The following is a 21,983-nucleotide window of genomic DNA, read 5'->3' on the forward strand; positions in this document are numbered from 1 at the left end:
AAAGTAATAATGAAAATTTTACATTATTACTCTTGAAATACCATTTTCTTTTTCAACTTTTATTAAATTATCCGCAGCATTTTCAAGTTGGGCTTCATGAGTTACAATAATCATTTGAGGCAATGCAGACATTTCTTTTAATAAATTAATTAATTCATGTTTTCTAGAAGCATCTAAATGAATTGTAGGCTCATCTAATAAAATAGTATTCAATTCACCATTAGCCATTGCTTGAGTAATACCTAATCTTAAAGCAAGAGCAATAGCAATTTTTTCACCGCCACTGACCATGCTCATTGATGATTCACCTTCAGGACCATAAACAGTCACATCATATTCATCATCAATTGTCAAATCAGAATAATTAAAGTTAAATTCGTTAAAGAATTCTTTAGTGTGTTTTTGAATCATTGGTTTTGAAATATTTCTTAAATCTTTTTGAATACCATTTTTACTGTATAAATTCCTGATATGAGAAAGTAAATTAATATAATCACTTATATCATTATATTCTTGTTGGAATTTATTAGAAATTGTAATTTTCTCTGTTAAATCCTGAATAACCTTAATAGATTCACGTGCCTGACCTTTAATTTCTGAAAGTTCAATTGAAATAGAACTTTTTCTTCTCTCATATCTCTCATAATTAAATAAGATCTGCTCGAATTTATCTTGGTCATATGCAGAAGCTGCAATTTTATTTTCAGTAATGTCAATTTGGTTTAAAGACATGCCAATATCTTCCTTAACTGAATCAAGTTGAGTCATTAACGATTGTTTATTTTGAATAAAACCTTTAAGTTGATTGTATTCATCAGTTTTCTGTTTTAAATCATCAATACGTTTTTGAAGTTCTTCAGGACTTATATCACTACTCAAATGAGGATCTTGTTCAATCGCTAATTTAATATTAGTAACATGATTATCAATTTCATTTTTAACCTGTTTTAATTTGTACTGAGCTTCAGTTTCACTACCTAATGCATCAAGTGCACCTTTAGCTTGAATATATGAATCATGGCTTTCTTTGAAAGATTCACGATCAGATTTTTTATTAGCAATGACTAATATGAGCTCACCAAGCTTATTGCTAATATATTCTTTAGCTTCAAGTTCTTCATCTATTTTATTCAACCTAACTAGTTCATCTTGCACATGCTGAACTTCATGTTTGTATTCGACAATTTGTTTAGATAAATCAGATAATAACTCAAGTTTTTCATCAAAACTATTTTTATTTTTAGTTAACAAACGTACAGTTTCCTCATTTTGAGAAATTAATTTTTCATTCTTTTGAATTTCAGAATTATAATGTTTATTTAACTCTTTTTTCTTTAAAGAACTAATATCTGATTGACAAACAGGACATTTATTATCAATACTGTCTAATTCTTTTAATGGTTTCTTACAAGCTTTAATATTTTGCTTAAATACAACAATATCTTCATTTTTAGCAATGATATCCTTTGATAAATCATCTATTTTAGTTGAAGTTTCATCAATAAATTTAGAGGTAAACTCATCTAAATTATTAAAATCATCAATTTCAGCCAATTCGTCTTGACTTACACCATTATCATCTAATTTATCCTTAGATTTTGAAAAGAAATTTTCAATATCGTTTCTTTCTTCTTCAATATGTTTTAATAAATCCTTTTTATCCTTTTCAAGTTTAGCCATTGCAGCTAATTCCTTTTCAAAGTTGGTTTTTTGGTTATTTAATTTATTAATCTCCTCTTCAGAAGAAATATAATTATTATAACCCTCTTTTTTATTTGAAATGATTATCTGTTGGTTAGAAATTGAAGCTAATTTTTCCTCAATTTCCCTTTCTTCTTCTTTTAATCTTTGAATACTAGACACTGACTTTTCAAAGTCAAGATAAACATCTAATTTTGAAACAAATTTTTCTAATCTTTCAATTTCCTCTTCAGCTTTACGAATTTCATCTAAGCCTTCCTGAACTCTATGTTTGTCATTTTCTAGTTTAGATAAATTTTTCTTTTCAGATTCAAGATTATTAACTTGAGTTTCATGAATCTCTTTTTCAATTTCCATATTGCGTCTACTTTCAGACATGTCTCCTAATATGGAATTAACTTCAATAAGTTGTTCTTCAAGTTCATGACCCTTATCTTTAAGAGCATCTAACTCTAGCCGTTTACTTTTATAATCATCAACCAATTGTTCAGAATTATATAGTTTGCCTTCCAAATTAGCAAGTTGGGTTTGATAATCGGTGATAAATGGCAAAATGTTTTTCCATGCAATCTCTAGAGAATCAAGACCTAATAACTTACCTATTAACTGTTTTTTCTCAGCTGGAGTCTTGTCAACCAATTCAGCAATTTCACCTTGCCTAATATAAATTGCATTTAAGAACAAATCAGAATCAATGTCGAGAACTTGGAGAATTTCATTAGAAACTTCTTTATCTCCAGTGCAGATATGCATATATCCTCCTTCAGAGGATGCTTTTTTAAATATTGAAGATTTTAAATTGGATTTTTTATCACGGACGATTTTATACTCTCTTCCATTAGATATGAATTCTAATTCAACAGACATGGATTCTGCATTGTTTCTAACTAAATCATCAATTTTTTTTGCAGTATGTTGTTTAAATAATGCAAAACTGATGGCTTCAAGGATTGTTGATTTTCCAGCACCATTTTCACCAACAATGACACTAATTCCTTTATTAAAATTAATTACCGTGTGTTCATGGGATTTGAAATTGTTTAATTTTAATCTTGTGAAAATCATTCCACGTCCTCCTTAAAGGTTGCTTGAACTTCTTGTTTTTTAGAAGGTTTTTCTTTTATAATCTCTTCTGTTTTAAATTCTACTTCTTCAACAACATTAGCATAATGCTCATTATAGAATTGATTAATTAATTCATTAGCTTCATCACTTTTATTTTTGGATAATAATCTGTATAAATCAATAGCTAATGCATCCACATCACTATTGCCATATACTTTAAGTTGATTGACTAAAAGCTGTTCCGGACCTACTTTTTTAGCATTTGATGGATCAATTAGTGTTTGACCGACCATATTAAATGTGGGTCTAATCATTAAAGATAAATCCCCTAATTCCTGTTTAATAATATCATATACTCCTTTAGTGTCTGAGTCAACATCATTAATAATTAAATTCAAAATAGGCTTTTTATCAAAGTCTTTAATAGTCTCTTTAATACCTGCAATTCCACTTTCCAAATCATTGAAATCAAGAGATCTTTTTATAAATTCTCTTGGAATATCAACTTTAACTCTTTTAACAACAGGTTTTGGACCCTCTAAGTCAACAACAACAAAACCTTTACCATTTTCCAAATAATCCGGAATTTCAGAGGTTTTCCAGATTTCACTTGAACCCGGATAAACTAATCTTCCTTTACCACATTTATCATTGACATATTTATGAATATGGCCTAAAGCATAGTAGTCAAAATTATCGGGAATCTCACCAATCTCCAATTCATAATTATATCCGAAGTATTTATCTATTCCTTGATGTAACAGTAAAATAGATTTTTCATGGTGAGATGCTTTTTCGGATAACTCGGCTAATTTACTTTTCAATGTTTTAGCATGTGATGCCGGATAGTATGGTAGACCTGCAATGAGAATATCTCCATGCATATATGTAGGGTTAATAGTACTAATTACTTTTAAACCTAATTTCTTAAAAATAACTTGAGGAGGAATTGATCCTTTGCGCATTACAATATCATGGTTGCCAGCTATTGCATACATGGGAATTCCTGCACCTTTAAGTTTTAATAAACCTTTTTGAAAGGTTAATAATGCCATGGGTGAAGGTCTTGCGGTTTCAAATAAATCACCACTATGTACTACAAAATCAACATTTTCTTCAATTATTTTATCAATGACCTTTTCAAACACTTCATAAAAGTCTTTTTCCCGTTCAAATAAACCATATTGACGGTACCCTAAATGAGTGTCTGCTAAATGTGCAAATTTCATTATATTACCTTCTTTTATTTTATGTATATAACCAATTTAAACACTTTAACAAGTATTTAATGTGTAATACTTTAGTTTACGTTATATTTAATAGTTTGCTAAGAGAGCATTTGCAATGTATTAAAAATTGATTTAAGTGTGTTAAAATTAGTATTTTCATGTAAATTTTTTTCAAATGAAAATAATGAAAAATTTATAAATTATGGTGTTTAGTTCTCTAGTGAAAATATGAAAAAAATGGGATTAATAATCATATCCCATGTCTAAAAGTTCATTTTCTTGCCTTTCTAACTCTTCAGCTTCTTTTTTAAGTGAATTTTTGAAGTATGAAGCAATATCCATGTCATCTCCATGAGTACGCCCTTGGAATTTGTCAATTTTAACCAGTGTTGGAATTTTTGTCATCAAACCTAGGACAACAGCTTCACCAACATTTAAAGATGGAAGCTGATTAATTAGGTCCTGGGATAAGCTTTCACTTGCTGATTGAACATGTTTTTGGTCTTCTGGTTCAACTAATCTCAAAATGATCATATTATTCATTTGGGATAATGCATCATGATCAACAGTTTTCGGTGATTGACTTACTAAACATAAACCTAAACCGAATTTACGCCCTTCTCTTGCAACTCTTTGAATCCAACGTTTTGAGTCTGAATCACGTTTGTTTGGAGCTAAAATATGAGCTTCTTCAACAATATAAAATACCGCATTGTCAAGTAGCTCTTCTTTATTTTTACTATGAGCTGCATCTTTAGATTTTTGAAGGGAGTTTCTAAGAATATGGCTTACAAGAACACTTGCAACTGATTCATCAACTTGGGACAAATCTAAGACATTTACATGGGCTTTTTTAATTGATGTTAAAATATTTCCAGTGTATTGGTCAAATAAATTAGAATATTTATCCATGGAATCGTCAATTTTATTCATAACATCAACAATCTGTTTATCTGACCCTTCAACTTGTGAATTATGTTCTAAGATATCATATATTAATTGCAGGAAGTTATTTTCATGAGCAACACCATCTTCAATTCTTTTTTTAGCTTCTTTAAATGCCATTCTAAAGTGCCTTTCCTGAATATATGCATTACTTGAAATGTTAACTAACTTTTTGATTTCATAAAAAGTCATGAATTTAGGATTTATTTTTGGTTTAATTACATTAACATCACCATTAGGGAATTGTGCTCCTTTATACTCCCCATGCATATCAAATACAAATACTGGCACATTATACGACAATAACTGATTTATCAATACAGATACTGTGTTTGACTTACCTGCACCGGTCATTGCAAGAATAGCCAAGTGTCTTGAAAGGATTGGATTTGCATCAACAGTAACATCCACATTGCTTTGATTAACTAATGTTCCAAGATTAATCGGATTTGCAACTTTAAATATTTCCTTTAAAATATCTGCATCAGCTAGTTGGATTTCAGTTCCCGGAAGGACAGGAGTTCTTGGTAGTCTCAAATTATCCTTTACATCTCCAAGGATTTTTACTTTTCCACGAATGTAATTATCCTCTACACCAATTTTAGAGATTTTTTGAATTGCTTTAAAATCATTAATATCAATATTTAAAGCGTCATTGCCCCTTACCAGATTTTCAACCATACCCAATACTCTTTTTCCATCATATTCCATTGTTACATATTGACCAACTTGTGGCATTTTATTAGAAATAAATGTTACTTCATTTAAATTAGTTTCACCAACACAGATTCCAACTACCATGACATCACTTCCCTATTTGTTGTCTCGTAAATTTTAGATATTTTCATTAATTCTTTCATGTTCCTATCAGTTATTACAACATCATTATGAGCTTTATTTAAAAGATAAGGATAACCTTGAACAGACAACACATTAATTTTACGAATAATCTCAAATACCTCCTCATTTGTTGCCCTGTACGGCAATTCAACTTTTAAAACATTTTTATTATCTTGAAAACGCACATAAAATATTGTAAATGTCAAACTCTTAAAAAAATCATTGAAAAATTGAAAAGCAGCATTTTTATAAACTTTCCTATGTTCAATGACCGTCATTCCTTGCTTTTTTGTAAATTTATCAAGAAATGCAATGTCTGGAATATTCCAATGGAACAGTTCATTGTCCGATGAAGTTTTAGAAATTGAAATTATTCTTTTTCTATACTGTAAAATTTCTTTTAATAAAATTATTTTTTCAATTGAAGCCAGATGAAGATTATATTCCTCTGTTTTGTCAATATCTTCTTTTGGAAGTTCCATTAACTTTAATGAATCTCTAAGTTCAGGAAATACCAAACCAAAATGTCTAACATCCAATCTTCTCTCAAACTCGGCCAAAAATGAATCATCCAAATTATCTTTAAGTTTTTTAGGTAATTTAGCACCTCTTGGAAAAGCATTCTCCAAATCTCCAAGAATTGATCCGTCAAACATATAATAATCCGCATCATAATCTTTAATTGCTCTTAAAGCACATTTTAACTCATAAATTGCCATATATGTACTTAAAAGTTCATCAAGAAATGATACATGAGAAACATCAAAAATGTCTGAATCATCAATTTTTTTAATCTCACCATCATAAATAATTGATTCAGCACCAACGGCGCAGAAATTAGTAGTTAAGAATTTTTTCTTATTAAAACTCCCATCTCCTGCTGCAATCGAAAATTTAGCAGTACTTTCACCTATCTGCCTTTCAAACCATCTATATTTTAATTTTGAATCAACATCCACTTCAGAAGCAATATCCCTGATAAATCCTCTTTTAGCAATGGCCTTTTCATATAATGAATTTAACATAATATCACTAATTAAATAATAGATTAATATATTAAAAAAAAGTTTAGCAAGAGCAGTTGAAAACTACTCCATAGAAGCTTTTAAGATAGCTCCAGTTAATTCTTGGATTTTAGCTTTAACATCATCAACTTCTTCAACAATAGTGCCTGTTACAATGATGTCTCCACCTGCTTTAGCTGCAGTATATGCTGCTCTAGCATCACGTATCCCTCCCCCAACAACAATAATCATATTGTCAGTTGCTTTTTTGGAATAAGCTACCATTTCTGGAGGAATTGGTTTATCCGCACCGGAACCTGCTTCAATATAAAAGAATTTTAACCCAAACATTTCAGCAGACATTACGTAAATGGCCGGTATTTTGGGTTTATTCCTAGGTACTAATTTAGCATCCCCAACCCAACCGACAGTTCCGCCAGGTTCGACAACCATATACGCCATAGGCAATATTTCGATTCCAGCAGCTTTAACTGAAGGTGCTGCAAGAGCTTGTGCACCGTTAATCCAATAAGGATTAGTTGAATTAACATAGCTCATATAAAAAATTCCATCAGCATATTTACTTACACTACTAGTATTTCCCGGAAAAATAATAATTGGCACCGCAATGTTTTCAGACAATATTTTACATGTATTGTCAACATCAACACCATTAACAGTTGAACCTCCAATCATAATACCGTCAGTTCCACCTTCAATAGCTTCAGTTGCAATTTTCAAGGCTTCTTCTGGGCTTTGTTCATCAGGATCTATTAAAGTAAAATGAAGTTTACGACTTTTTAGTATTTCTCTAATATAATTTTCAATGTTTTTCATAAGAATACCTAAAAATAGTTTTGTTTAAAATAATATTTAATGTTTTATAATAATGGGCATTCCTAGAAACTTAAGGCATTATTATTTTGATTGAAAATACTGCCAGTAGATTGAATTTGAATTTTTGCAAGTTTTATAAGGCACCGTCTAATTGCCATGACAGCATCATGTTTATTTAATCATTTGCAATCCATATTGAAGGATACTTCAAAATAACACTACAAATAAAACGAATTTATAGAACCATAAAAGGACAAATACAATAGATAATACTACAATAAATAGAAAACACCAGAAGATTTAAAAAATTTCTTCCAAAAAGAGTCCGCAACAAATCAGTTAAAACCCGATGCAAAAGTAATCTAATAAAAAACCAACATGCCTGCTAAAACTAGTTTTGGCAAACACCAAATATAAAAATAGTAAATAAATAAGAGAATAATAAACCTATCCTCTTTGTTCTTTAGCTTTAAATCTTAAACCTTTGTAACCGCATTTTCTACAAGTAGTAGCATCAGCAGGGTTACGAGCATTACATTTTAAGCAGATTTTTACATTAAACATTCTGTTTTCTGCTTCTTCAAATCTTGCCATTAATAACTCCTCCTATGAATCATGAAAACTTAATAAAATTAAATTGTTATGCCACACATAACTATTAATTAATTATCTTAATTTAATAGTATTTAAATGTTTAGTTAAATGTGTTAAAATAAGAAAAAATTTAATTAAATAAAAAAAATAGAAAGACAGAAGAAATACACTCCAAACAATTTTATTCAGTAACTAAAAATTCGTTTTGAGCTTTTACAACTTCTGCACTGGTATCTGCTTCACTATAAGCCTCAAGTAAATCATAATTAAGTTCAATAAATGTATGACCCCATTTATAACCCTCCATTAAGTCAATAGCTTCCTCTTTAAAACGTGTAATGTAAAGAGTTGCACTGATTGCCTCAACAGTTGATAATATACAAGCTTTTCCATAGTTTACCGGATTAGTTGCAATTAAAAAAGGCAGAGACCTATGGTATTTAGATAAAGAGAAGAATTTTTTAGAACTTGACACATCATTCCATGAACAGTCAAGTCCCACAATTCCTCTTCTTTGGACATGACGGTAGTCTTCATAGGATACAGCTTTTTCAGCATAAGGATTTAGAACAATTGCACCTGAAGGAATCTTATTAATATTATTAACAAGCCTGCATTTACCCATTTTTGCTAATTTAATGGATGTACATTTCTTCTTATCACATTCATTTGCATGAAAAACTGTAATCTTCATCTAACCATTACCTTTCAACGCAGAAGTATTTCCTGCTTTGTATTCCTTAATCAAATCCATTTGTTCATTAAACTGATCTTTGGTTAATCCAAACTCTTCATAAATTTTAGGAACATTTTTAGATTCTTTTAAAGTTATACTTTCAAGTAATGGCTCAACAAAATCAGTGTAAGACTCGCCATAGGTATTTAATGTTGCATTAATTTTTGAATCATTATCAATGATCATGTAGATTAAATAACCTTGCTTTTCACCTTGTGACTGGCAAATTATAATATTCATTGTCTCATTAGACTTAGTATCGTTTCCAGGTACCGCTTGAGAGAAGTAAATATTCCAATCATTACCGTTGATATTTCTTTTTTCTGGATTCATTATTCCTTGCAAGTAATAAATATCCATTAACTCTTCAGAATTATCAACTGTAGATATATTATATGTAATTTTATTTTTTTTATCCTTATATGAATGCATGAACTCTTTTTCATCATCTTCTAAGCTGACATTTCCAACAAAACTGCCTTCCATGAATTTTGTTTTGAATGGAGTAGTATTAGTTGGTGCAGCTTTCTCACCGTTTAACATTCCAGTAGAAAAAACCACTGCTGCAATTATACATATCACAACAACCACTACTGCAATTATAATTATATTTTTATTTTCCATTAAAAATACTCCTATAATAGTTAATAATATAATTTTAGTAAAAAGTCTTTAATATAAGTTTAGTTAGATATTTAAGTAGGTTATTTGTATGAATAAGAAAATCCAATATCAGATATTACTTATAATTTTAATAGCTATTGTAGTTATTAATTTAACAATTATTATTGGTGATGTTACTAAAAGCCCTGACAATACCTACAATGTTAAACGTGTTGGAAGTAATGTTAATGGTACTGTTTATAAGGTTGTAGCAGGCAATACCTCTTCTAACGAAACCATCGGGATAATTTTAGGTGTTCATCCAAGAGAGCATGAGATTCATGAAGAAATCAACAAGACCATTTACAATATTACTTCAGAAAATAGTACTCAGAATTTAACTAAAAAATACGTGATTTATTACGTTAAAACAAAAGAGAACATAACCTCTCATGATGAAACTCGTGCAGCTGGTGAAGAACTAGCTAATAAATACATTGTTCCTAATATTAAAGATGACAATCCGTTTTTAGTAATTGATATTCATGAGATTAATCCAACATATGAATATTCTAATTTTATATTTAGCTTATCCAATAGGACTGATAAAATTGATTCCTACATCTCTAATTTAACTAGAGACGTTAATCTTGTTGACTATGAGTTCCCTGAAGGTACCAGTCCTGAAAAGGTTACAAAACCGATTGCAAAAAAAGGCATTAACACTTTACTTATGGAAACAAGCATTATAGATTCCATGACTCAAAAACATCAAACTGCAGTGAATTTAATCAATTGTTTAGATAAATTAAGCCCGTGATAATATGATGAGTAAAAAACGTGGTATTTTAGTTGGTCGTATGCAACCTGTCCATAATGGACATGTGGAAGTTATTAAACAGATTTTAAATGAAGTAGATGAGATTGTTATTGGTATTGGAAGTGCACAGTTAAGTCATGAAGTTAAAGACCCGTTCACAGCAGGTGAAAGAATGGTTATGATGACTCAAGCACTGTCAGAAGAAAATATTGATCACTCCAAGTATTATATTATTCCAATGCAAGACATTAATTTCAATGCTGTATGGCCATCTCATATTAAAATGCTAACCCCTCCATTTAATATTGTTTATTCAGGCAATCCCTTAGTTAAACAATTATTTAAAGAGGAAGGATATGAGGTTAGACAACCTCTTTTATATGACCGTTTGCACTTATCTGGTACCGAAGTTAGACGTAGAATTTTAAATGATGAAAACTGGCAGGAACTAGTTCCCAATGCTACAGTTAAATTAATTAATGAAATTGACGGTGTTGAAAGAATTAAAAATTTATCTTTTAAGGAAGTAAGTGATATATAACATAAGTTATAGAATTTATTAGAGGAGATTATTATGGTTGTAAGAGTTATTGAAGCAAAAGAAGATAAAGTTACAACAGCCGATTTAATAGCTAATTTAAAAAAAAGTAATAAAATTGATTATTCCGGTGCGATTTTTACATTTGAAGGAATTGTACGTGGAAAAGAAGAAAACATGCATTTAGAAAAGTTGATTTTAACAACACCGGACAAACAAAAAACTCAAAAAGAAATTGAAAAAATTGTTGAAAATGCTAAGATCAAATATAATGTTCATGAAATATCTGTTATCCATTATATCGGTGAATTTTACACCGGCGATATGTTATTTTTAGTAGCGGTACTTGGTAATCATCGTGGCGAAACCCTTGATGCATTAAAAGAAGTTATTGAAACTGTAAAATACGATGTTGAATTCAAAAAAGAAGAAATTTCAAAAGAAGGTACAAAAACTATCCTTGCAGGAGGTTAAATTTTGACAATAATGTTTATAATAAGAGTAATTATATTATTCTTAATTATTTATGCTGTTGTGAAAAATCTAAAAACACTTTTAAAAGCAGCAGTAATTATTTTTGTTATTTTAATATTATTAGGATTAATAGGATATTAAATCCTATTTCCCAATAATCACTTCAGTGGATTTGATAATTGCACAAACCTCATCACCTTCACTTAAACCTAAGTTCTCTACTGACTCCTTAGTAATAGCAGCAGTAACAGTACTAGGTTCAGTTACTTCAATCTTAACGTTTGCCATAACGGCACCTTTATCTACACTGACAATTTTACCTTTTAATTGATTTCTTGCACTAAGTTCCATTTTTTCACCACATTATATTTTTATATTAATAAATTGTATCGAATTATATATAAATATTTCGCTTTTAGATGAATAAAGAATTTTAAAATCGATTACCTGATTTAATTCATATCGTGAAAAAGTATAATTTAATAATGATAAGAACGAATATGAAAATATGAACATCGAATTAGAATCAATTGGTACAATCCATACTGAATTCACCCAAATAGAAGGAATGCCAATTCAACCAACCGGAGCAAAAGGAATCAAAGGAACAATTGAAATAAAAGACAAATATGTAGACGGCATTAAAGACTTAGATGATTTCTCACATATCCATATACTCTATTTATTACACAAAGTCGAAGGATACTTGCTTGAAGTAAAACCTTTCATGGACAATGATACTCACGGTGTTTTTGCAACAAGATCTCCTAAAAGACCAAATAGAATAGGAATGAGTGTTGTAAAAGTAAATACAGTCGAAGGAAATACCATACATATTGAAAATGTTGATATTTTAGATGGAACACCCCTACTTGATATTAAACCATATGTTCCTCAATTATACGAAGACACAATCGATGAGTTAAAAATCGGCTGGTTTGAAACTAAACACCAAAAAGCAAAATCTCAAAAATCAGATGACAGATTTAAATAATCTATCTAACTTTTTAACATTGCCAATGCATATTCAAAACCCAGTTGCTATTCAGCAGAAAAATACTGACGGTTTTGGAATCTGAAGTAAAAATAAGGCAATTATTGCTGTTTTAATCGCCTTCTTTTACAAATAATATTATGCACTCTAAAGAATATGCAATAATTTAAATTTATAAATCATTTATAGCTTTAACTATTAATTGGATGGTGTTTTCAACATCTTCCATACTGCATACACTTACAGGAGTGTGTATGTAACGAGTAGGAACAGACAAAACACCAGTTGGAATGCCTTCACGAGTTAAGTGAATTGCTGTTCCATCAGTGGTTCCACCATCACTTACTTCCAGTTGATATGGAATTTCATTTTCATCACCGGCTTTAATAAGCATATCCTTAACGGATTGTTGGGTTAAAATTCCTCTTCCACTTGCATCTGCTAAAATAATAGCAGGACCTTTACCCATTACAACAGGCGCTTCTTCTGGTTTAATACCAGGGTGATCACCAGATAATGTTACATCAAGTGCAATTGCTAAATCTGGATTTAATTTAAATGCAGAAGTTTTAGCTCCTTTAAGACCTACCTCTTCTTGAACAGTGCCTACACCATATACAGTAGCTCTAGTTTCCACTCTTTTTAAAACTTCAACCATCACATAACACCCTACACGGTTGTCCAATGCTTTACCCATGACCAAATTATTAGGGTATTCTTCAAATAATGAATTAAAGGTCATTTTGTCCCCAATTCTAACCATTTTTTCAGCATCTTCTTTGTCTTTTGCACCGATATCAATAAACATGTCAGTGTATTTAACAATTTTGTTTTTCTCTTCGGCGGTTGTTACATGAGGGGGTTTGGAACCAATTACGCCTACAATCGGATCTGCAATTGAGGAGTGTATTGTTACAGTTTGATTCATTAGCATCTGGTCGTTTATTCCACCAATGTTAGAGAATTTAATAAATCCGTTATCCTCAATGTATCTTACCATCAAACCAATTTCATCCATATGGGAAGCTAACATTACAGTAGGCGCCTTTTTTTCACCTTTTTTAGTTGCAATGAGGTTTCCCATACTATCGGTTTCAATTGTATCAGCTACATCTTTAAGTTCACGTGTAATAATTTTAGCTATTTCTTCTTCTGAACCAGATACACCTGGCGCTAAAGATAGCTCTCTCATTAATTCCATCATATCACCAAATTAATTTTACTATTTAATGATATTTATAATTTAATGCCGCCTAAAAAATTTAACATTTTTATAATTCAATTTACATATTTCTTATCAGGTGAGAGTATGTCAATTGTAAAAATATTTTTTTAGTCCATCTGGGACCTGTAAAAAAGTAGCTGAGCAAATATGCAGTAATTTCAAACAAGACCAAAAAAGCTATAACCTACTGATTTTTAAATCATCTACAACTCTTTCAAGTGAAGACATTGCTGTTGTAGTAATGCCTGTTTTTTCTGGAAGAATACCTAAAACAGCACGTGAAAGGTTATCCCAAATAAAAGGAGACAATACGCCAGCAATAGCTATTGTAAATTATGGCAATGCCCAAATTTCAGATTCATTACGTGAATTAGTTGACTTATTAGATGAAAATAACTTTAATGTTATTGCAGCAGGATCAACTGTGAGCCATCATTCTATTTTTGATGGCGTTGCTGTTGGAAGACCTGATAGTGAGGATATTGCAAAAATAGATGAATTTTCACAAAAATGTATTGAAAAATTAGAAACATGTGAAAGTTTATCTGCTGAAATTCCGGGAAATAAACCTTACAGCGATTATAAACAGTTACCCTTTGTTGTAAGCTGTGATGAATCAGTTTGTGTTTTTTGTTATGACTGTATAAATATTTGTCCTGAAAATGCAATTCCAGATGTTGATCCAATTGATATTGACCTAGATTTATGTACTAGATGTACAGCATGCATTAATATCTGTCCAGAAAATGCCCGTATGTTTTCTGGAGAAGCATTTGAAGCTAAAAAACCAGTGTTTGAAAGTGCAAATAGTGAAAGAAAAGAGCCTGAATTTTATTTATAAATTCTTCCTCTTTTTTGCAACTTTCCTAACATATTCATTTTCATCATTAATAGAAATGTCTCTCAATACTTTTTTACTTACTATTTTTTTAACTGCAGTTTCACGAATTCTCCATGAAGGGTCATTTCGTGCAATATCAGTTAGCATTTTTTGACTTCTGATTAATGAAACCGCCCTAACAGAGATATTTTCAGATATTTGTTGTTCATAAATTTTAAATAAACATTTTTCCACTTTAATCTTATTTAACGCTTTAATGGAAAATTCTTCATCCTCATTAGCTAAAACTATACGGATTAATGTTTCTAAATCATCAATATTATCAAGAGTTGCTTTTCTAACAGATGCAACTTTAGCATTTTTCAAAACATCAATGAAGTTTTTCTCATCACCAATATGACCTAAAGCCACATTAGCTACATCCTCATAAGTTGAATTAATAGCAATGTAGGTAAAATCATCTTCACTGGTTAATGCAGGATTTGTTACTGCATGATTTCTTACAAAGGAATCTTCATCATTTAAAGCTATTTTAATTAATTCCTGAGGGTTAGACACGTTTTTAACTGCAATTTGGCGAACGAATCTGTCATCATCAGAGGATATGAGTTCTAACAGTACATCCTCATTAGTGATTTTTTTAACGGCTTCACTTCTTACAATGTTATCTGAATCATTTAAAGCTATTTGAGCAAGTAATTTGTCATTATCAAGTTTTTGAACCAGATCTAATTTAACATCGGATTTTTGTGAGTTCAAGGCGATTTTTTCCAAAATACCAATACTTTCAATTTTATCAAATATCAATGACCTTATTTTTGCATTATCCTCATTAAGTGCAATATTTGCTAGATTATCCTCATTTTTAATTTTTTTAACAGCTGCAAATTTAACTGAGTCATCCTTATCTTCAATGACAATTCTTTGAAGGATATCTTCGCTTATAAAAGATTTTTTCTCAATGCAGGATTTTCTTATTGATTTGTCTTTTGCTTTAAACACTAAATCATATAATACATTTGCATTTTCGATTTTTTCAATAGCCGCATTTCTATATTGCTTATCTTGAGCTTCTATTGCAATCGATTTAAGGGTTTCTTCATCAACAATTTTTTCAAATAGTTCATCAACTTTAGCACCTTTTTTGGTATTTATTACAATTTCTGCTATGGATTTATTGTTTTCACCAAGCCTTTCCCAGGCAAAACTTCTTACATCGAAAAATTGAGAGTTTTCAGCTGCATCCCTTAACAATCTTTCATCTTTTACTTTATTGATTGCAATTAATCTTATTACACGGTCCTTAACATTTTTAGATAAATCTAGTGCAACATATTGGTCAGTGATTTTATCAGCGGCAGTTGCTCTTTCATATCTGTCCTTACTACTTGTTGCAATTTTTTTTAAAATTAATTGATCTTCATCAATTTCAAAATCATCGGGGATGACTTTTTCTTGTTTAGATTCTTGTTTTTCATCATCATTTTTTTTAAATCTATCAAATAATCCCATTTTAATTTACATCCCTATACATTTTATCTAAAAAGCTCGCAAGTGAAATTACATCATGTGCATTGTGCTCTATTATTGGCACTACAGGACCTATATTATTCTTTTCCTTATAAGTATCCCAATATCCTGGAATATATTGACCCGGAACATCTCCTTCACGTTCAATACCTAACAGCTCTCTTTCAATTGTTTGCAATCGGCAATTAGGTAAGTCTTTAGCCCATAGGCGTTTTGCAAAATACATTAAATCCAGATGTGCTAAATCTAGGTTTGCATTGATTCTATTATATCTACATCTATTTTTTATAAAAGGTACATCAAAAGTTTTTCCGTTGAACGTTACATGTATAGAATCTTCATCCAAATGACTTAAATATGCATCAATAATGCTTGCCTCCTCATCATAGTCTTGCAAGAAGTATTGCGAGGAGATTATTTTATTGTTTTTGATCTCACCAACGCCTATTAAAATTATAGGCACATTTGACAATCCTTTTGTTTCAATATCCATGAATCTGAAGTTTTCACTGTCAGTTAAACTTATACATTTTATTATATTGTCCCTACATTTTTTTGAGTATTTATTATTGTCCAACACATCCAATAGCTCTGAAAAACTTAACTCAGCCATATTTCTAATGAATTTGGACGCAACATCTGAATATCTATCATGACAGGTTAATTCTTCGATTGTCATGTAACCTTTATTCTTAAGGTTCTCTTCTGTTTTAAGACCTATTCCCGGAAGTAATTTTAAATTACTGTTTATTTGATTTTTGAAATTATTATCTACAATGTTGAAGTTAATTTTTTCCTTTTTAGTTATTTTTAATACATCCCCATATGAGGTTCTACAACTCCTGCAATCCATTACATCTTTTAATGATTTATCTTCATATTTCATTAAAAGTTTCTCTTTTAAATCATTGAAATATGATGGAGATAATTTTCTAGCTTTATTTTTAACCTCATTTGAAGGGTTTTGTGAGCTTATTGAGTTAGATAAAGATTTCTTCAAATAATTTTCAAATTCATATTCATTCATCATTCAATTTAACTTTATGAACCTAATAATATAAATTTTTTAATAAAGTATATTTGAATTTTAATAAAATATAATAACATTTATATAGTGCTACAATCAAATAATATAATTGACTACAGTCATAGTCAGAGAGATAGATTAAACAGCCAAATTAAAATTCATTTCTCTAAAGCTTGTAAAACAAGTTGGTAGGTAGTTAACTCAACTACCTAACCATCCCAAAACTTTAAAAATTCGTTTCTCTAAAGTTTAAAAATAAACCGTTAGGCAGTTAAACGATAAAACTCCAATACTGCCTAACTACCTAAACACTTATTTTAGTTAAAACCTTAGAAAAATATTAAATATTTCCAAAACAAAATATAATTAATTATAATCTAAGGTTAAAAAAATGAAATTAAAATTAGCTATTATCTATGGAGTTTTAATATGGATTATCTCAACAATCTTAATACACCTATTAAACCCGATTTTTAATTCTAACCTTCCCGGAATCAATATTATTATTCCAGTAATCACCATCATCGTTACTGGATTTTTTGGAATCCTATACATTCGAGATATTGAAACCAATGAAGTTATAGAAGGAATAATAGTTGGAATAATATTTGTTTTAATAGACACTATTCTTGATGCATTCATTCTTGTTTTACCCATCGCACAAAGCTCAATTACAGGAGATTATTCTCTACATATTATTTCAATTACAATAATTACATTATTGATAACAACGTTTTTAGGATACTTAGCGCAAATGACCATTGATTTAAAATAAGGAGATGAAAAAATGATACCAAAATCACATCCTCGCTATGAATCATTACTTTTAAGAGATAAAATGATAACTGCCTCAAAAGAAGGTTATTTAGCTGATTCGGCGATGATTGCCCATGGCAGAGGAGAAGCATTTGACTATTTAATTGGAGAGAAAACAACATATCCTGCTAAAAGAGCAATGTATGTAGCAGTAGCTATTTTACTTTTATCAAATAATCCAGTGATTTCAGTTAATGGAAATACAACTGCACTTGCTTGTGATGAAATAATTGAACTTGCAAAAAGTGTTAAAGCAAAAATCGAAATTAATCTATTTTACCGTACCGACGATAGATTGAAAATCATGACGCAAATCTATAAAGACCATGGATATGATGAAATTTTAGGTACACTAGATGATGATATTGAATATTTAAATGAAATTGAAAATAATAGGGCATCTGCTAGTAAAACTGGAATATACAGTGCCGATACAATATTAATTCCATTGGAAGATGGAGACCGGGCTGAAATATTAAAGAAAACTGGTAAAAATATAATTACCATTGATTTAAATCCACTATCAAGAACATCAAAGATGTCTGATGTGTCAATTATGGACAATATTGTTCGTGCAATTCCATTTATGACAAAAATAGCTGAAGATTTAAAAACACAAGACAAAGCTGTGCTTATGGAAATGGTTAATGAATTTGATAATGATGAAAATCTTAAAGAATCCTTACAACAAATTAGATTAAAAGAGTGAAAATAATGCAAGTAATGGGAATATCTGGTTTACCCGGATCTGGAAAAAGTTTAGTTTCTGATATGGCAATTGAAAAAGGTGCACTAATCGTTAGTATGGGAGATATTATACGTGAAGAAGCTAAAAAAAGGGGAGAAAGTACAAAGGAAACCGCTCAAAATTTAAGAGCGGAACATGGAGAATATATTGTATCTGAATTAACTATCAAAAAAATCAAAGAAATTCAACAACAAAACAAGACCCACACCATTATTGTTGAAGGCATTAGAAGCCCACAAGAAGTCAATATGTTTAAAAAGAACTTTGATAATTTTATTATTCTCTCAATTTTTGCAAATCCAAAATTACGCTTTGAAAGACTATTAAATAGAATGAGGGAAGATGATTCTCAAGATTATAATGAATTTAAAAGAAGAGATAAAATGGAATTAGATTTCGGCATCGGTACTGTTATTTCACTCTCAGATAAAATTATTATTAACGAAAATGATTTAGAAAGCTATCAGAAAGAAATTAATAGCTTTTTTGATGAAATCAATCTAAAATAGCATCTTCGATAATATAAACACCACTATCTAGATGCCATTCTTTTTTATATTTTAATATTTTGATTTTCTTTTTAAAAATAGGGCCATCAATTGCAAGGGTTTCAGCTTCACCACCTTCAAAAGCAATATCAACACCATACTTTTCATTTAAAACTAAAAGCTCATCTATTGTTTCATCGTCAATTATTCTACCCAGCCAAGATTCATCCAATCCCCAAGCGGCAACACCACAAATCATGATTTTAAACCCCAAATCAACAATTTTGCGCATGTATTCAAGTTCATTGACATGCCAATATGGGGAAATTATCTTTAAACCGACTTCAATGCCCAATTTTTCAATTCTAGATTTTTGATAAGTAGAATAAAGCGCTCCGGTATATACTGCTTCAACACCTAAATTCTTAAGGTTGACAAAAGCATTCCTTAAATCATCAAGCTCCTCTTCTTTAACGCCTTCAGTATCCACCGAAATCATGGGAATATCAAGTGCCTGTGATAGCAAATCAGCAATATGAATATTGGGGACATGGAACATATAGGACTCATCATTCGTAGATTTAACAGAAAGAAGATACTTGACATCCTCTTTTGCATCCAAAGCAGCATATAATGCCATAGTGCTGTCTTTGCCTCCAGAAAATAATATTGCAACATCCATATTATCGTTTACGTTTAGTATTTATAGCCTTTTTAAATCTTCTATAAGCTGGAACAACAGAATCCATATAAATTCCAATTATTGCAACAATAATTCCAAAGCCGCCGCATACTAAAATAAATTCAAAATTTGAAAGCATTGATGAGTTTGTACTATTAATAGTGTCCTGAACAGGGCCTTCAATCTTAGTTGGTACCACCCCATATTCAAGTAAAACTTCTTTAAATTTATCGAGTTGTGATGAATCAATAACTAAAACTGCTTTAATTTGAGCATATGAAATTGTTTCACCATATACTAATTTATACCAATCTGAAAAAGATTTTAAAGCTTGTGAAGATGTATAATTATCCTCAAGTTCAATATTGATCTTATTGGAAGTTACATTATAATTTTTGTAATGCGAATCAATATTTCCAACTATTCCATCAAAGTAATCATGCTCCTTTTGATTGAATCCCCACATCGGTATCGAAATCGAAGTTTCATCATATGATTTAAAACCTTCCATTTTAGATAATTCATCATGTAGTTTATTCGTATCTAGTGAAGATGATAAATCTAAATATAAAGTCTCTTCATTATTAGGTATATTTTTCTCAACAAAACTTGTTATTTCAGGCAACTCTTCATAAATCGGTTGTAAAAAGAATGCACCTCCTACAGCACCAATGAAAAATGCTACTACAAGTACTAAAAGAATTTCACGCTTGGGCATGAAGTGTCTCAACATACCTATTGAAAAGACAAAAATCATCATTATAATGAATAAAACTAGATAAATAATTGTCATTAAAATATCCATAAATTCACACGCCATTTTAATTTATATGTTAAATATTAAATATGGTGGTTAAAATAATTTTGTATAAATATACATATTTTCACTATCTGCCGGCCATTCAACGATTATTGTGTTTTCACCTTTATTTAAATGAATATTGGTTTTTTCAAGAGTTGATTTATAATTAATCTTAATCAGTTTAGATGAACCACTTTTAAGTTTTAAATTGCATGAAATGTAATTATTTGCAACACTGACCTTAATGTCTCTTGGAGATATAATTTCAATGCTTTGTTTTGATCCTTGACCTTCGCCATAAACTTTCTCTATGCCATGAGTTATTTTAGATAAATCTGATTGAAAACTCAAAGCATCTGAGACATCCAAAGTATTTTCAACACTTTGTTGTGTTAAAGGTATTGTAAAAACAGCTAATAGAATTAAGGATATTGCAAATATCAAAATATACTCTAAGGCCACTTGTCCTTTATTATCATTAACCATTATATCACCAACACCATGTTTTTTGCAAATAACATCATAATATCTCCAAAAAATATAGCTATTAACAGTCCTATCAAAATTGAGGGAGTGAATGGATATGCCAATTTTACCGAAATTATATTCCCAATGAACTTTTCAGTGCTCATTACCTTAATTAGTGTCATTTCCTCTTTTGTGATGCCTCCTGCACTTTGGGATTTAAAATAGTATTTAAATCCATCATCTTCTTTATTTTCAAATATTTCAAGATTGCCATTTAATTCAGCGATTAACTCTATGATTTTATCATCATTAAAATAAAAGTTATTTACAATTGCCCCTTCCTTTAAATCCTTTATTGCAATAGTCTTATTAAGAGATGAATGAATTAACCTCCTTAAGTTTTCAACATTTAGCAAAGTTATGATAAATAACGGATTATCCTTAAAATCATCATTTTTACTAATCAAATAAATTAAAAAGAAAATTAAAAAGGGGAATGAAACTAAAATGCTGTTTAAGATTACACTAAAAGCAAATGGATATATTGACAATTTAGGAAAAATATTCAAAAAGTCAATGTTTAATCCTATCGGTATTACTGTGGCAATGGCTGTGAATAACTTAACATCACCACCTCCCCAAATTTTCAATATCCAAAACATATAAGTTATACAATATGTTACAAACATTGAAATAAATGAAGCTAAAATGAATTTAATATTGTTTGAAATTATTGATAAAATCAGATTTGAAATTAAACCAAAAAACAGCAAAGAATATGTCAATTTATCAGGAACAATATTGCTTTTAACATCAAAAATTACAGCCAAAATTGAAAATAAAATTGTTATTATTATCTGAATTAGAAATATAGAGCTGAAAAACATGATTGTAATATTAAACTTTCAGATATATTAATTAGATAGAATCAAAGCTAGTAAAATTGATTTCAACTTAAAAAATTGTAAAGTGTCTG

At 29.8% G+C, this 21,983-nt stretch carries 24 protein-coding genes; 8 read left to right on the forward strand and 16 right to left on the reverse strand.

All coding sequences use genetic code 11. The features are described 5' to 3' along the window. Window positions 1–18 precede the first annotated feature (18 nt). From Q9969_RS02830 to Q9969_RS02865, 8 genes are all read right to left on the reverse strand, one after another. On the reverse strand, window positions 19–2,766 hold the full coding sequence (locus Q9969_RS02830) for an SMC family ATPase (protein ID WP_305513883.1): 2,748 nt from the start codon (window positions 2,764–2,766) through the stop codon (window positions 19–21). Beyond that, complete coding sequence (locus Q9969_RS02835) at window positions 2,763–3,995, reverse strand: DNA repair exonuclease (protein WP_305513881.1); 1,233 nt, start codon at window positions 3,993–3,995, stop codon at window positions 2,763–2,765. The genes Q9969_RS02830 and Q9969_RS02835 overlap by 4 nt, the downstream gene beginning before the upstream one ends. A 243-nt stretch (window positions 3,996–4,238) precedes the next feature. Beyond that, on the reverse strand, window positions 4,239–5,741 hold the full coding sequence (locus Q9969_RS02840) for an ATP-binding protein (protein WP_305513880.1): 1,503 nt from the start codon (window positions 5,739–5,741) through the stop codon (window positions 4,239–4,241). Beyond that, window positions 5,735–6,805 carry a DNA double-strand break repair nuclease NurA gene (locus Q9969_RS02845; RefSeq protein WP_305513878.1) on the reverse strand — a complete coding sequence of 357 codons (1,071 nt, stop codon included), beginning with the start codon at window positions 6,803–6,805 and terminating at the stop codon, window positions 5,735–5,737. Before Q9969_RS02845 ends, Q9969_RS02840 begins: the two co-directional genes overlap by 7 nt. 63 nt (window positions 6,806–6,868) lie before the next feature. Beyond that, complete coding sequence (locus tag Q9969_RS02850) at window positions 6,869–7,621, reverse strand: geranylgeranylglyceryl/heptaprenylglyceryl phosphate synthase (RefSeq protein WP_305513877.1); 753 nt, start codon at window positions 7,619–7,621, stop codon at window positions 6,869–6,871. A gap of 447 nt (window positions 7,622–8,068) precedes the next feature. Then, window positions 8,069–8,215: a 50S ribosomal protein L40e gene (locus Q9969_RS02855; protein WP_305513876.1), complete on the reverse strand. Its 147-nt coding sequence runs from the start codon at window positions 8,213–8,215 to the stop codon at window positions 8,069–8,071. Between the two features lie 181 nt (window positions 8,216–8,396). Next, window positions 8,397–8,909, reverse strand: coding sequence for a DUF367 family protein (locus Q9969_RS02860; RefSeq protein WP_305513873.1), 513 nt, complete (start codon window positions 8,907–8,909; stop codon window positions 8,397–8,399). After that, window positions 8,910–9,575 carry a hypothetical protein gene (locus Q9969_RS02865; protein WP_305513868.1) on the reverse strand — a complete coding sequence of 222 codons (666 nt, stop codon included), beginning with the start codon at window positions 9,573–9,575 and terminating at the stop codon, window positions 8,910–8,912. A gap of 88 nt (window positions 9,576–9,663) precedes the next feature. On the opposite strand from Q9969_RS02865, the gene Q9969_RS02870 reads away from it, so the two are divergent. The 3 genes from Q9969_RS02870 to Q9969_RS02880 are packed head-to-tail and all read left to right on the forward strand — an operon-like array spanning window position 9,664 to window position 11,386. Then, on the forward strand, window positions 9,664–10,374 hold the full coding sequence (locus Q9969_RS02870) for a hypothetical protein (RefSeq protein WP_305513866.1): 711 nt from the start codon (window positions 9,664–9,666) through the stop codon (window positions 10,372–10,374). Window positions 10,375–10,381: 7 nt separating this feature from the next. Beyond that, a complete protein-coding gene (locus Q9969_RS02875) occupies window positions 10,382–10,915 on the forward strand; it encodes a nicotinamide-nucleotide adenylyltransferase (RefSeq protein WP_305514350.1) in 534 nt (177 codons plus the stop codon). Window positions 10,916–10,948: 33 nt separating this feature from the next. Continuing rightward, the gene (locus Q9969_RS02880) at window positions 10,949–11,386 is read left to right on the forward strand and encodes a molybdenum cofactor biosynthesis protein MoaE (RefSeq protein WP_305513864.1); all 438 of its coding nucleotides are present in this window, start codon (window positions 10,949–10,951) and stop codon (window positions 11,384–11,386) included. A gap of 144 nt (window positions 11,387–11,530) precedes the next feature. Here the strand turns inward: Q9969_RS02880 and Q9969_RS02885 are convergent, their stop codons facing one another. Beyond that, on the reverse strand, window positions 11,531–11,737 hold the full coding sequence (locus Q9969_RS02885) for a TOBE domain-containing protein (protein ID WP_305513862.1): 207 nt from the start codon (window positions 11,735–11,737) through the stop codon (window positions 11,531–11,533). A gap of 157 nt (window positions 11,738–11,894) precedes the next feature. Between Q9969_RS02885 and tsaA the strand changes: the two genes are divergently transcribed. Then, on the forward strand, window positions 11,895–12,380 hold the full coding sequence (tsaA, locus tag Q9969_RS02890) for a tRNA (N6-threonylcarbamoyladenosine(37)-N6)-methyltransferase TrmO (protein ID WP_305513860.1): 486 nt from the start codon (window positions 11,895–11,897) through the stop codon (window positions 12,378–12,380). 172 nt (window positions 12,381–12,552) lie between these two features. On the opposite strand, the gene Q9969_RS02895 is transcribed toward tsaA, so the two are convergent. After that, entirely contained in the window at window positions 12,553–13,584 is a 1,032-nt protein-coding gene (locus tag Q9969_RS02895; RefSeq protein ID WP_305554265.1) for a M42 family metallopeptidase, read from the reverse strand. A 262-nt stretch (window positions 13,585–13,846) separates the two neighbouring features. Between Q9969_RS02895 and Q9969_RS02900 the strand changes: the two genes are divergently transcribed. Continuing rightward, a complete protein-coding gene (locus tag Q9969_RS02900) occupies window positions 13,847–14,446 on the forward strand; it encodes a 4Fe-4S binding protein (protein ID WP_305554268.1) in 600 nt (199 codons plus the stop codon). Here Q9969_RS02900 and Q9969_RS02905 read toward each other — a convergent pair. Then, entirely contained in the window at window positions 14,441–15,958 is a 1,518-nt protein-coding gene (locus Q9969_RS02905) for a HEAT repeat domain-containing protein (protein ID WP_305554271.1), read from the reverse strand. The genes Q9969_RS02900 and Q9969_RS02905 overlap by 6 nt on opposite strands. 1 nt (window position 15,959) lies before the next feature. Then, window positions 15,960–17,006 carry a ribonuclease H-like domain-containing protein gene (locus Q9969_RS02910; RefSeq protein ID WP_305554274.1) on the reverse strand — a complete coding sequence of 349 codons (1,047 nt, stop codon included), beginning with the start codon at window positions 17,004–17,006 and terminating at the stop codon, window positions 15,960–15,962. Window positions 17,007–17,394: 388 nt separating this feature from the next. Here Q9969_RS02910 and Q9969_RS02915 point away from each other — a divergent pair, with 388 nt between their 5' ends. Genes Q9969_RS02915 through Q9969_RS02925 form a run of 3 tightly spaced genes read left to right on the forward strand, consistent with a single transcriptional unit; the run spans window position 17,395 to window position 19,076 of the window. Next, entirely contained in the window at window positions 17,395–17,778 is a 384-nt protein-coding gene (locus tag Q9969_RS02915; protein WP_305554277.1) for a hypothetical protein, read from the forward strand. Between the two features lie 12 nt (window positions 17,779–17,790). Continuing rightward, window positions 17,791–18,528 carry a phosphopantothenate/pantothenate synthetase gene (locus Q9969_RS02920; protein WP_305554280.1) on the forward strand — a complete coding sequence of 246 codons (738 nt, stop codon included), beginning with the start codon at window positions 17,791–17,793 and terminating at the stop codon, window positions 18,526–18,528. Between the two features lie 5 nt (window positions 18,529–18,533). Further along, window positions 18,534–19,076 (forward strand): nucleoside monophosphate kinase, encoded by a 543-nt coding sequence (locus Q9969_RS02925; protein ID WP_305513846.1) that lies wholly within the window; start codon window positions 18,534–18,536, stop codon window positions 19,074–19,076. On the opposite strand, the gene Q9969_RS02930 is transcribed toward Q9969_RS02925, so the two are convergent. The 4 genes from Q9969_RS02930 to Q9969_RS02945 all read right to left on the reverse strand — a co-directional run bounded on the left by Q9969_RS02930 (window position 19,063) and on the right by Q9969_RS02945 (window position 21,894). Beyond that, window positions 19,063–19,737, reverse strand: coding sequence for a TIGR00289 family protein (locus Q9969_RS02930; protein ID WP_305554283.1), 675 nt, complete (start codon window positions 19,735–19,737; stop codon window positions 19,063–19,065). The genes Q9969_RS02925 and Q9969_RS02930 overlap by 14 nt on opposite strands. A 1-nt stretch (window position 19,738) precedes the next feature. After that, a complete protein-coding gene (locus Q9969_RS02935) occupies window positions 19,739–20,455 on the reverse strand; it encodes a hypothetical protein (RefSeq protein ID WP_305554286.1) in 717 nt (238 codons plus the stop codon). A 135-nt stretch (window positions 20,456–20,590) separates the two neighbouring features. Beyond that, window positions 20,591–21,025, reverse strand: a complete 435-nt coding sequence (locus Q9969_RS02940) for a class III signal peptide-containing protein (RefSeq protein ID WP_305513839.1) — start codon at window positions 21,023–21,025, stop codon at window positions 20,591–20,593. Continuing rightward, window positions 21,025–21,894, reverse strand: a complete 870-nt coding sequence (locus Q9969_RS02945; RefSeq protein WP_305513837.1) for an A24 family peptidase — start codon at window positions 21,892–21,894, stop codon at window positions 21,025–21,027. Before Q9969_RS02945 ends, Q9969_RS02940 begins: the two co-directional genes overlap by 1 nt. Window positions 21,895–21,983: the final 89 nt, after the last annotated feature.

It is taken from the genome of Methanobrevibacter sp. V74, assembly GCF_963082495.1.
Taxonomy (GTDB): Archaea; Methanobacteriota; Methanobacteria; order Methanobacteriales; family Methanobacteriaceae; genus Methanocatella.